The organism is Pseudoalteromonas sp. PPB1 (assembly GCF_015356275.1).
GTDB classification, from domain to species: domain Bacteria; phylum Pseudomonadota; class Gammaproteobacteria; order Enterobacterales; family Alteromonadaceae; genus Pseudoalteromonas; species Pseudoalteromonas rubra_D.
This window is the reverse complement of record NZ_JACEQV010000004.1, coordinates 21,795-33,326: the sequence shown is the minus strand read 5'-3', so window position 1 is coordinate 33,326 and position 11,532 is coordinate 21,795. Positions and strand designations below refer to the sequence as shown.

The following is an 11,532-nucleotide window of genomic DNA, read 5'->3' as shown; positions in this document are numbered from 1 at the left end:
CTTAACACCTGGTCTATTTGAAGGAGTAAATATGACGCTAACAGCGTTAAAAACTTCTCATTTAGAACCTGATACCTTAGACATAGGTTCACAAATTTTTGCCTCGCCTATAGGGATGTAGGTGCCTCAGCGATAGCAGGACGCGGGAGCGGTGTTATCGACTATATTTTCTCACCTCAAAATAGAACACTTAATTAAGCAAATTGGTATCACTTCTTTTTGCTATCCGGTAAGTTTCCTGTGCATGCAGGTAAAGTCCCTTCACTATGCGAAAGAACCCCCAAACAAGCAATAACGGCATTAAGATCAAGTCAAACAGATTCACCGCCAGTGTACTCACTAAATAATGCGACAAAGCGTTCTGCTGATACCTGACATGCTTAGGTGATACTTTTTCCAGTTCATGAATGCTCGACTCCGCTTTGTCTTTTAATGACGCTTTATTCTGTCCATGTGTGACATCCTGATGATATTGCAACAACGCTGTACGACCCGTGGTTTTATAACTAGCACTCACTGAATGGCTAATGGCACCACTGATATGAATGGCATAGGGCAACATCAGATGCAGCACCACAAAAGCCAGCAATAGCCCTTCACATACTCGTTTAAACACAGCACATAACACCACAGGTAAGCCAAATAACTCAGCGCATAGCCAAACCATCGCGCCACTTAACGTGACAATCAGCAGCGGCATGGCTATAAAATGTGCTGCCTCACTGAGTAACGACAATATCTCTACAGCAACCAAAGAGGCAAGATTCAGATTAATACCTTGCTGCAGATAATGTGTCACTGTCGCAATCATATTACCGACGTCGACCTTAAACTCGGCAATAAAAGATACGCCCACTTGACTGCTTTCCACCACTTTAAGTAGCCCGTTAATCTCTGCCAGATAAAACAAATCGTCCAGCGCCTGCGCTTCAACATGATGTAGGTATGCCTGATTGCTCAGGTATACGGCATCCGGTTGATGCTGCCAGTCATGATAATGGACCACCGCAAGGGTAAAAAAAATAACCACCACCAGTAGTAGCAGAGCCCGCATCACCGTGTGCTCGTGTTGCCAAAGCTGTTTCGCAAAGTTCATGATTTTGCTCCCATACTTGTGCACTTCATAGCATTTAGCCCCGGCTCTCCCGCTATCACCACATCCATATCAACCGAAGTACGCACACCTGCAACTTGGGCAGAATCTGAATATTGCCATAACCACCAGGCATGTGCCTGCTGAGGGACATCGGGGCTGTCAGCATAATCAGCCAGCCAAAAAGGTTGGTTAGCGAGCTGGGCCGATAAGTTCTCTTGCCAAAAATCGCCATAACTATACAAAATGGTTTCACACCCTGTTCGCTGCTTCACGGCTTCCATAAACTGCGCAACCCCATTGCTGATCTGTTGCGGTGTACGATTACTGGTGATCTCCACATCCAGCATGGGCATCAGTGTCAATTCCAGCCCCTGTAGGGTCGCCATAAAGTTATCGACCTGCTTAGTGGGGTCATCGTCCGGTTCAAAGAAGTGATATGCCCCCACTTGCAAGCCCGCTGACTTTGCTCCTTTAAAATGAGCATAGAATTGTGGGTCTCGATAGGTCATGCCATCGGTGGCTTTGATATAAACGAACTGCACACCTGCTTGCGAAACTTTCTGCCAATCAACAGTGCCCTGATAGTGTGACACATCAATCCCCAACACAACCTTGGCATTAGGATCACTGAGATACGACTTAAGGTTGTTCGGAAAAAGTACCTCATTCGACGCACTACTCTGCTGTACAGGCGGCATGAATTCGGGTCGAAAGAAAAAAAACAAACAGGCGATGGCCATAAACAGCACAAAGACCATAGGGGAATCGTGTTCGAGTGTTTTGCTGGAGAGCATTCAGTGTCCTTCTCTAAAATAAGTGCTACCAAGCGAATAGCATCTAGTTTAGTCAAAGGAAGTGAGTTTGTCTGATAGGTAGTTTAAATAAGCGAGGAAACAAATGGCCGGTCCGAATCCCCGGCCAACTAGTATAAGTGATGTGATTTACTGTTTAAGCTGCGCTTTTGCCTGCTCTACTTTATCGTAGTCAAGACCCAACTCCTGAACCGCTTCTTTAATCAGTCCCGGGTTCTGCATCACTAAAGCCATCAGCTGCTGTAGTTTTTCAGCTGGAATATTAAGCTGCTGAACAACGGCCATAGCCATCAGCGGGTTTTCAGTCAGCGCCTGAAATACCTCATTGATTTTTTCATCACTGATGTTGTGCTCTTTGAGTAAAGCAATAATGGGATTCATATGTTTTTGTCCTATTTTAATCTTGTGGTAGTTCGTTACGGCGCAATACGGCGCCATAAAATCCGTCAAACTCTGAGTTTATCCCCGGCAGCAAACTTAATTCCTGTTGTAGAGTCCAGTCAGGGTTTGCGTCTAAAAACTGTGCGACCTGTTGCTGATTTTCAACCGGCAGTACAGAGCAGGTTGCATACACCAGTTTGCCACCCGGACGGCACATCTGGCTATATCGTTGTAGCAGGTCGGCCTGAAGCGCAATCAGATCGTCAATGCTTTGCTCGCTAAGGTGCCATTTGCTATCTGGGTTACGGCGTAACACACCGGTCCCGGAGCATGGCACATCAAGTAAAACCCGATCAAACTTATCTTTGAGGCGTTTGATGGTTTTATTGTTTTTGATCGCCCTCGTCTCAATCATATGGCAGCCGGCACGCTTTGCCCGCTTTTTAAGCGTATCCAGCTTATGCTGATGGATGTCCATCGACAACAGACGGCCTTTATTCTTCATTAAGGCTGCAAGATGTAAGCTTTTACCGCCAGCCCCCGCACACGCATCAACCACTTTCATGCCTGGCGAAACATCCAGTAACGGCGCAATTTGCTGAGAGCCTGCATCTTGCATTTCACACTCACCAGCCAGGAATGCGTTGGATTTAAATAGCTTATCTACCGCCTGAATGACCAACGCATCAGGTAGCGTAGCAGAAACATGCTCACAGGAGATCTGTTCCCGCTCCAATTTACTAGCCAAGGCGTCTGTCGAAGTTTTTAAGGTATTGGCTCTAATATAATAACCCGGTGCGCGATTTAACGCTTCAGCGACCTCTGGCCATTGCTCGCCAAGCTGAGAGCTTCCCAAAGCATTCAACCAGTCTGGATAGCTAAGCTGAATCGCTTGTGGCGCTGTGTTCAGTCGAGTTAATAGCTCAGCCTTTGAAAAGTCTCGCATTTCTGGCCAATCGGGGACCGGCTTATCAGTGAGTAACTGAAAAGCCTGCCAAACAGGCCAAAAATCTTGCTCGCTGGCATTACTAATATAGGCTAACTTGCGAATAAAGCGCACGAGGTCATACAGAGTTGTAACAAAATACGCTTTGTCTTCACGACGCCAGTGGGGATTGTCGTATAAGTGGTGCTGTATGACTTTGTCAGCATATAAAGATTGTTGGAATATTCCGTTAAATGCGGTGTGTAAAGTACTGATAAGTTGACGATCAACGGTCACGCGGTGTTCTCTGCCTGCAAATATTGAATATGAATTGTAGCGCTTTTAAGCGGCTCAAACCACTGATGGATGCAGTGTCAGCGCTTCAATGTGAGCGGGCTGTTGCCAGACCCAGTCAAAGAGCAGAAAAAATCAAAAAGCCAACAAATTAATCATATTGACGACACCAGCTCTAGATACCAGGTTAAACGTACCCATAACAGGATAATCTTCGGGGGATACGAGTTAAATCAATAACTAAAGAAATGTTATGAAACGACAAATAAGAGAGTCGAATCTGAAATTTCTATCTCAATCCCAGCAACTTAACCAGGCTCAGACACCCAATGTGGCCGGCGGCCAGATTGAACCAAACAGCAACTATCGAACTTATCGTAACTGCCCTCCTCCGGCTGATTCGATGGCTTGTGCCCCTGCACAGGAGATGATTTGTGTGATCACAGGTCCCTGCAGCGACTTCTAATCCCAAAAATAGTTTAAACTAACAAAGGCAGCGCTTATCTGCAGTCTGCCTTGATGCAACTATCGCCCCCACAGACTTGCCCGCAGGTAACAAAAAACAAATCTATCAGTTTTGAATACAAATCAAGCATGCTGTCCACAAGACAAGTACATGCGAAGTTTGTTAGAATGAGATTGATATTAAAATGTCAAAAAACAAGAGTTTATAAATTGGAGATAAGATGAAGTATAAAGGACTTTTTATCGCTGTCAGTGCAGCACTAACACTCGCGGCGTGTGGCGGCTCATCAAACGATAACTCGATTGCAAGCAAAGAACAACAAACAAAACCCATTATTACCTCAACACCAACGCCAGACAAGCCAGCCCCTGTATTTTCAGTGACAGCAACACTGGGTAGCGCATGTAGTAACGCGACCACACCAACAGTTGCAGAAGTGATTTTTCATAATGTCAGTGGCAAGGTCATCTCTAGCGCAAAAACAGGCGTAGATGGCAAACTCGCGCAGGCCCTGCCAGAAAACACACATCATGTTTCGCTAATCGCTAAAAGCACGAATAACGAACCGATGGCAACTCAGTTATTTACATTGCTGGATGTTGCAAACACTGATTATGGCATCATCGAATTTGACCGACAGCAAACCTGTGACTTCCCCAGAAAAGAAGTTGATCTCAGTGCACTTTCTGCCAGTCAACCTGATTACTATATCAGCGGGCTGCTAGGCGACGAAATGGCCTTACATGACGCGCTACCTGACAGCACATATATTGATGCTAAAAGTAAAAATACGATCCTACATATTAGTAACGAAGACTACAGTGATGTTCGTGGTGGTCTGTTCAACCTGGAAGGCTCAGATCCACTCGAGTTAACGGATGAAGCATTTGATAGCCCAGGTGTGAGAGTTAATGTCGTCGACTTACCTTTATCACAAATAGACAGTGTGAACTCTCGTGTACTCCTGGCGTCATTCGACGATAGTGAGCAACTCAGCACGCAATTTCTAGTTGGTCCTAATTATCGTCATAAATATATTTTTCCTGAACTTGCAAACACCAGCTATGCATACAACTCTATTTCCGAGCGCGCAGCTTTACCTGGCTTCGATATGTTTACCAGTTCTGCCACCGTGCATAGCATTTCTGATGACGGTCAACCCAGCGAAACTGATCCGCTGCTTTATGACGCGGCTTTACAAAATGCCTTTATGCAGTTTGCACAGTCTATGGCCCAGCAGAGCAATGGCAACCTATTCGAGTATGACTTCTCCGATGTTGATGATCGCATCAACCTGGTCGCCATCACATTGCGCTGGGACGATACCATCAATGGCGAAGTTAAATGGGAAATACTCAGTAAACCCCAGGCAGTTATCCCCACCTTTGAGTTTGGTACAAGCCTAAATATGGCTGTCGACACTGTTGAAGGCTTTGAGCTAAACCTGGATGTGGCAGCAATGAATTTTACTGGAGAATTTGACGCCCTAAGACTGGAATTTCAAAAGGGAGCGGCTGGAAATATGTATACAGATACTTCACTCTTAAAAGGGGCAGCTGTTTATAGTTTTGAAATTGAAGCGTCTGAGTAATATCTATATAGCTGAGTACAGTGATTTCTATTAACTTTCAGCACCAATAACATACTAGATATAAAAACGCCTGTTCAGAAACAGGCCGTTTTTACTTTAGTTGTAAAACACACTAATCAAAAACATAGAAAAAGTTTGCAGCATTTATTTTTTGAGCATTCTCGGGACCACACACAACAGGATCATGTAAATACACTTTCATTCTTTTTCCAGATGCATATGCCATCAGCAAAGTGCTGTAAAGTTTGTCAGGATCGGTTGCATCACTTGTCAAAAAGAATAGTTTTTTCTTATCTCCACATTGGCTAACGTTAGCTTCAGTGGTGAAAAAAGTTGAATTAGAGCCATATTGGCCCACCGATGTGATTCTGGTTGCTACAGTCCAACCCTCAGCGAATGCGAAGGCATTAAAAAGCAAAAGACTAATTCCAAAGGCAAATTTGAAACTTGCTAATTTCATTCTTTTATTTCCCCTATATTTTAAAATGAAACAAAGCATTTTGAGTAAAAAAACACTCTAAAAAATACGTTATGAAAAACAGATTGTACCTTTATTGATTATATCATAATCAACTTTTAGGAAAAGCCTGTTCATCACTCGGACATATTTATTTTCTTTCATCACTGTATTGCTTTTAATTTAACCTACAGAATAGGCAAGCCCTGCGACAATTTGCCACATTTCAAACTCACTTAAGTTCATTATACTCGCGGCAATTTCTCCAAGAGTCATCGTTATGTTTTCATATTCTAAAATTTCCGTTGCGCTGATGGGTTTGAGTCTCTCGTATTTTGCTTCTGCGCAGCAAACTGTTCATATAGAACGCTTTGAAGTCACAGGTTCTAAAATTCAAAACATTGAACTGGAGTCGGCAAGCCCCATCACTACCTTAACGGCCGAAGATCTGTCTATAACGGGCCTGTCTAACCTTGAAGAGGTACTGCAAGGCTTGAATATATCGGCAGGGTCTGCTGGCAATGCTACCAATGCGTACTGGACCAACAACGGGTATGCAACAGCGCAAATTAACCTGCGTGGTATGGGGATCAAGCGCACCCTGGTTTTACTCAATGGTAAACGCATTGTCGCAGGAGGAACTGGCGCCAATGACAGCCCGGACCTTAATATGATCCCAATGGAAAGTGTCGAGCGCATTGACATTTTAAAAGATGGGGCATCAGCAATTTATGGTGCCGATGCCGTTGCGGGCGTTGTCAATATCATAACTAAAACCGACTTTGAAGGCGCAATACTCTTAGCCAAAATTGGCCAAAGTAGCAAAAAAGATACCGAAAATGCAGAACTGAATTTTTCCGCAGGTAGTCAGTTCAACAAAGGCCATGCTACCATCAATGTAAATTACGTCGACAACGGAAATGCGCTTCAATCCACGCGTAATCCCTGCCCGTTAACTGAAGCAGGCGGAAAACTGGTCTGTATTTCATCAGGTTCAACCATAGGTGGACGGGCACTGTTAGCCGATGGTCAGGAAGTACAGTTTAATCAGGTTGCCGGACAAAATGGCGACCATTACGAAACCTATGATAATAGTAAACATGGGTACAACTGGTTTGGAGCGCTCAACGCATACAGCCCCATGCAGCGCCTTAACCTGGCAACGTTTGTCTCCTATGAACTTACCGCGGCGGTTCAGCTTAATGCTTCTGTGCTTTACGCCAACCGCCAGTCGGATCAAATCGTTACCCCCAGAAGTTTTCAACCAGTTGATGTATCCTCGCAATTTGTCTTCAACCCCACCGGGCAAGACCTTACTTTAAAGCGTCGACGAAATATCGAAGTGCTCGATCCTAAGTTTTATCAGGAAACAAACACGACCCAAACAACCTTTGCTTTGTCGGGCGAATTGTCAAATAACTGGTTGTGGCAAGCCAGTTACAATTGGGGGAAAAACACGGGCACAGATGGCTGGAGCCATGACTTTGACGACGCCCGAGTAGCCCAAACACTCAATGTACAGGTCTGTAGCTCGAAACTGAATGCAGCCATCCCCTGCGGAGATTACTTTGGTGTTGATGAACTTACCCCAGAAGTCATCAACTACGTAACCTATCAGCGCCAAGGCACAGGTGGCAATCGACTTCAGTCACTTAATTTTGAATTAACTGGTGATATTACGGAACTGCAAACGGGCACTCTGGCATTTGCGACCGGCTTAACGATACGCAAAGAAAATGGCTGGCGTCATCCTGATCCCATCGCAATAAGCAATGGTGAGGAGGATGCGATTGCAGGCAGCTCAGAAGTGAAAGAAACATTTTTGGAGATTTCAGTCCCACTGCTAAACGGCTTACCCTATGCGCAGTCAGTAAAAACGGACATGGCACTACGTTATTCCGATTACCAATATTTTAATGCAGAAACCACCTATAAACTCGGCTTAACCTGGCGCGTAAACCAACACTGGTTACTAAGAAGTGTGCGCTCCAGCGCTTTCAGAACTCCAACCATTACCGAACAATTTGGCGGCACCAATGTTGAAAACCTCATCACGATTGACCCGTGTGATGGTGCAACGGGTCAGATATTGGTTCACTGTACAGCTGAAGGTATACCCAATGATTTTGTGCAGGACGGCTCAACCATCAGAACTGGGGTTGGTGGTAACCCGGGCGTTGGGCCGGAAACAGCCAATACCATTACGTTAGGGGTCGTATTTCAAAATGCACTGGTGTCAGCTTCTTTAGACTACTTCGATATTAAAGTCGATAACGCCATCAATGCAGTTTCTGGTTCGAACATGTTGCGCCTTTGCTACAGCGACCCGACAACCTACAGCGCCTATTGTGACAGCTTTTCAAGAGACCCTATTACACATCAAATCACAGCGCTTGAAAAACGCCCGATGAATGCAGCGAGTGAACACGTATCCGGGATAGATTTGAACATTCGTATCGACTCTGCACATCAGGCGTTTGACTTCCTATTTGTCTGGGATACCACCCGCCTACTGAAACATGACAATACCGCTTTTGCCGGCGCAGAAACAGAAGTGTTACTGGGTAAAATCACCTCAGACAGAGGCAGCTTTAGCAAATGGAAATCGAATCTCACAGCCCAATTCGACATAAAAAAGTGGCAAGGCACATATCGCATTCATTATATCGGCAAAGCAGAAGATGAAAATGGTGGCGGGCCTATTGGCGCTGAGGTACCCAGCATTATTTATCATCATGCTCAAATCGGTTACTCGGTGTCTGAGACACTTTCTGTATCTTTGGGTATAGATAACCTCTTTGACAAACGCCCCCCCTTTTTAACGTCATGGAACGATGCCAACACCGATGTGTTTACCTATGACACGGTCGGACGGCGCGGCTACCTCAAAGTCAATTATCAATTTTAGCCTTGTTTGGGTGACAAGCCGATCCTTGTCACCCAGCCATGTCGTCATATGCCCTTCACATCCTACCTGTACAAATTACCTGTAACGGCATATCACACCCGTTGTTAAAATTAAGCTGAACCAGGCAAAACAAGGACAAAAACATGCCATCTGCTTTAATTGAAATAGGCTTACCCATTGCGCTAATCCTGATCATGGCTGGCGTCGGCCTGAGTCTGACACGTGCAGATTTTCAACGCGTCTACCATCAGCCCAAAAGCTTTTTCATCGGAGCAAGTTGTCAACTTATTTTACTCCCTGCGCTTGCTGTTACGACCATTGCATTGACCGGGTTAAGTGGCGAACTGGCCATAGGTTTATTTATTTTGGCTCTGTGCCCCGGTGGCACAACGTCCAACCTTTACACTTATTTAGCAAAAGGGGATGTTGGCCTGTCGGTGTCTTTAACCGCGGTTGTTGGCTTTATAACCCCTTTTACTCTCCCCTTTCTGGCCGCCTGGGCAATCGGCTATTACGGGCAAAACAACACCTTACTTGAGTTTCCGGTACTCAAGGCCTGGTTACAACTCATTGTGGTTGGAGTTATCCCCGTATTAGCAGGAATGGCCATCAATGCCAAATGGCCTGAATTTGCAAAAAAAGCCAGTCCGTATATCAGTCGTTTCTCTGTTGCAATATTACTGCTGGTGATAATCAGTATCTGTATAAAGCTTGAAGACAAGCTCGTCGATTATCTAATTCTGGCAGGGCCTGCGGTGATCGTACTTAACCTCGTTTCTATGCTGGCAGGGTTTCTGGTAGCCCGCACGTTCTTGCATCAAGTCACGCAAACCCGCACCATCACACTGGAAGTCGGATTGCAAAATGGTACGCTCGCTCTGTTAGTGACCACAGGCTTATTAGGCAATGAAGTGATGTCTATTGCACCAAGCATATACAGCTTGTTTATGTTTATCAGTGCAGGTTTATTTACTGCATGGGCAATTAAACAACATAAGCAGGTTCATCACTGATAGCAAACTGAGTGGATAACACTGACTGCCCGCAGTTGTCAGTAACTGAGTATACAGGACAAAACCAAGAACCTAATTGGCAAATATTCTGGAGGATACACAGAACCAGTTGCCGCCTAAACATAGCTTGAAGTCGATACCTAAGCGGGCTATACGACGGTGAATCAATCCGGCTAACTGCAAGCAGTGCGATAAACAACACCGTGCAGAGTTCCTTCAGTTACAACTCTCAACTAAAGATAGAAAAACGGGATAACAAAACCTCACAGATACTGCGACTTCATGCAGCAAGGTTGTCAACCTTTAGCACTTTAATTATTCAGTTAGTTTAAGATGACTAATGTGCTCGCAGTTCTCAACTTGGGCGTGCCACGCGCCAAGTTGAGATCCAGAATATTACTTGAAGAGCTAAGCATACTTAGCGACAAGAAAGGATATAGACGACGCATACCAACCGGCACTCCATGCCTTGCTTCTCGCCTTACTTCGCCAGACAGCGAGTCAAGGCAAATAATGGGCGTAATGCCCATGTAATATTAATTCTTCTCATTTTCATCCAAGCTCTGCTCATGTTTTACACCCGTATTCCTGCAATATCGAGGAGATTTAAACAGCGAATGTAATATGGCCAAGGCGAATATCATTAATGCAAGCCCAAACCTGCTCTCGGTTAACTTGAATTCGGCACTTGAAAACCATGTGATTAAGGCCGGTGACTCGCTTGCAGATGACAGGGAAAGCCAAACTACGGTTTTTACTTTTTACGCTTGGTCAGCACAAGTTTCCAGTCATTTAAACAGAGACGTATTTGCGGCAAACGGTAATGACAATACTTTGTTGATATTTTCAACCGCGTTCGAGAGTTATCAAGCATACCGCATTGTCTCGAATGTATCTGTCAACTTGGAGATTTGTGTCTACGTGTATGGCGACTGGGTTGTTGGAACTGACCAGTTTGGCAGCACCAAAGATATCTTAGTTGAAAGGCTTTCTCAAACCGAAGCAACTAAGTTACTTGCTGCTTTACCCTCTCATATTCTCAACAACAAACGGCCACGGCTTTTGATACCTGGCAGTGAACCGACCAGCTTCATTAGCTATTGAAATGAGTATATTAATCAATCGGCAATTATCGATTGCAAGCAACCACGGTCTCAGACCATTTAATATAAAGGACATAAACATGGCTACAGCAAGCTTTATCAACTCAACAACCAATACCATTCAAGTACGCTTAAACGATGGTGAATTATACACCCTGGAACCCTTTAGTGTTATCACCAGTGATGCTGGTCAACCTTCAGTTATAAAATCCCAGGCGCACCCTTACCCGATAAAAGCCCGGGACGACAGAGATGTCTTTGGCGCTGATAATCGTAATAATACTTTGGTTGTTACCTCTGATGCCGCGGCCTCATCGAGCCGCTACACCATTACCACCAACAATACTCGCTTACTCAACTTGAATCAGTATTACTTTATTTTTCAAGATCAAGTGACTGGAGAAGACCAAACCGGTTCTACAGACGGTATTCATATCAGTCGTGTTAATTAATACCTGATTTAATCTCGATTTCAGTCAGAGAAAA

The 11,532-nt window shown here is 44.8% G+C and carries 11 protein-coding genes; 6 read left to right on the top strand and 5 right to left on the bottom strand.

Going from position 1 to position 11,532, the window contains the following annotated elements:
• Positions 1-190: 190 nt before the first annotated feature.
• The 4 genes from IY568_RS05355 to IY568_RS25250 form a co-directional block, all read right to left on the bottom strand.
• Positions 191-1,096 (bottom strand): hypothetical protein, encoded by a 906-nt coding sequence (locus IY568_RS05355; RefSeq protein WP_125557847.1) that lies wholly within the window; start codon positions 1,094-1,096, stop codon positions 191-193.
• Positions 1,093-1,890, bottom strand: coding sequence for a glycoside hydrolase family 25 protein (locus tag IY568_RS05350; RefSeq protein WP_125557849.1), 798 nt, complete (start codon positions 1,888-1,890; stop codon positions 1,093-1,095). Before IY568_RS05350 ends, IY568_RS05355 begins: the two co-directional genes overlap by 4 nt.
• 147 nt (positions 1,891-2,037) lie before the next feature.
• Positions 2,038-2,289, bottom strand: coding sequence for a DUF2999 family protein (locus tag IY568_RS05345; RefSeq protein ID WP_049865270.1), 252 nt, complete (start codon positions 2,287-2,289; stop codon positions 2,038-2,040).
• Positions 2,290-2,305: 16 nt separating this feature from the next.
• Positions 2,306-3,511, bottom strand: a complete 1,206-nt coding sequence (locus IY568_RS25250) for an RsmB/NOP family class I SAM-dependent RNA methyltransferase (RefSeq protein ID WP_194866957.1) — start codon at positions 3,509-3,511, stop codon at positions 2,306-2,308.
• A gap of 250 nt (positions 3,512-3,761) precedes the next feature.
• Between IY568_RS25250 and IY568_RS05335 the strand changes: the two genes are divergently transcribed.
• On the top strand, positions 3,762-3,974 hold the full coding sequence (locus IY568_RS05335) for a hypothetical protein (protein WP_194866956.1): 213 nt from the start codon (positions 3,762-3,764) through the stop codon (positions 3,972-3,974).
• 220 nt (positions 3,975-4,194) lie between these two features.
• The gene (locus tag IY568_RS05330) at positions 4,195-5,565 is read left to right on the top strand and encodes a hypothetical protein (protein WP_194866955.1); all 1,371 of its coding nucleotides are present in this window, start codon (positions 4,195-4,197) and stop codon (positions 5,563-5,565) included.
• A gap of 112 nt (positions 5,566-5,677) precedes the next feature.
• On the opposite strand, the gene IY568_RS05325 is transcribed toward IY568_RS05330, so the two are convergent.
• Positions 5,678-6,025 (bottom strand): hypothetical protein, encoded by a 348-nt coding sequence (locus tag IY568_RS05325; RefSeq protein ID WP_194866954.1) that lies wholly within the window; start codon positions 6,023-6,025, stop codon positions 5,678-5,680.
• Positions 6,026-6,302: 277 nt separating this feature from the next.
• On the opposite strand from IY568_RS05325, the gene IY568_RS05320 reads away from it, so the two are divergent.
• The 4 genes from IY568_RS05320 (at position 6,303) to IY568_RS05305 (ending at position 11,498) form a co-directional block, all read left to right on the top strand.
• A complete protein-coding gene (locus IY568_RS05320) occupies positions 6,303-8,930 on the top strand; it encodes a TonB-dependent receptor domain-containing protein (RefSeq protein WP_194866953.1) in 2,628 nt (875 codons plus the stop codon).
• Between the two features lie 143 nt (positions 8,931-9,073).
• On the top strand, positions 9,074-9,943 hold the full coding sequence (locus IY568_RS05315) for a bile acid:sodium symporter family protein (RefSeq protein ID WP_194866952.1): 870 nt from the start codon (positions 9,074-9,076) through the stop codon (positions 9,941-9,943).
• 624 nt (positions 9,944-10,567) lie between these two features.
• Positions 10,568-11,047: a hypothetical protein gene (locus IY568_RS05310; protein WP_138539173.1), complete on the top strand. Its 480-nt coding sequence runs from the start codon at positions 10,568-10,570 to the stop codon at positions 11,045-11,047.
• Between the two features lie 79 nt (positions 11,048-11,126).
• Positions 11,127-11,498, top strand: a complete 372-nt coding sequence (locus tag IY568_RS05305) for a hypothetical protein (protein ID WP_125557867.1) — start codon at positions 11,127-11,129, stop codon at positions 11,496-11,498.
• Positions 11,499-11,532 lie beyond the last annotated feature (34 nt).

Coding starts and splice junctions, on each gene's coding strand:
- IY568_RS05355 (WP_125557847.1), bottom strand. CDS start 1,096: ATGAACTTTGCGAAACAGCTTTGGCAACACGAGCACACGGTGATGCGG.
- IY568_RS05350 (WP_125557849.1), bottom strand. CDS start 1,890: ATGCTCTCCAGCAAAACACTCGAACACGATTCCCCTATGGTCTTTGTG.
- IY568_RS05345 (WP_049865270.1), bottom strand. CDS start 2,289: ATGAATCCCATTATTGCTTTACTCAAAGAGCACAACATCAGTGATGAA.
- IY568_RS05335 (WP_194866956.1), top strand. CDS start 3,762: ATGAAACGACAAATAAGAGAGTCGAATCTGAAATTTCTATCTCAATCC.
- IY568_RS05330 (WP_194866955.1), top strand. CDS start 4,195: ATGAAGTATAAAGGACTTTTTATCGCTGTCAGTGCAGCACTAACACTC.
- IY568_RS05325 (WP_194866954.1), bottom strand. CDS start 6,025: ATGAAATTAGCAAGTTTCAAATTTGCCTTTGGAATTAGTCTTTTGCTT.
- IY568_RS05320 (WP_194866953.1), top strand. CDS start 6,303: ATGTTTTCATATTCTAAAATTTCCGTTGCGCTGATGGGTTTGAGTCTC.
- IY568_RS05315 (WP_194866952.1), top strand. CDS start 9,074: ATGCCATCTGCTTTAATTGAAATAGGCTTACCCATTGCGCTAATCCTG.
- IY568_RS05310 (WP_138539173.1), top strand. CDS start 10,568: ATGGCCAAGGCGAATATCATTAATGCAAGCCCAAACCTGCTCTCGGTT.
- IY568_RS05305 (WP_125557867.1), top strand. CDS start 11,127: ATGGCTACAGCAAGCTTTATCAACTCAACAACCAATACCATTCAAGTA.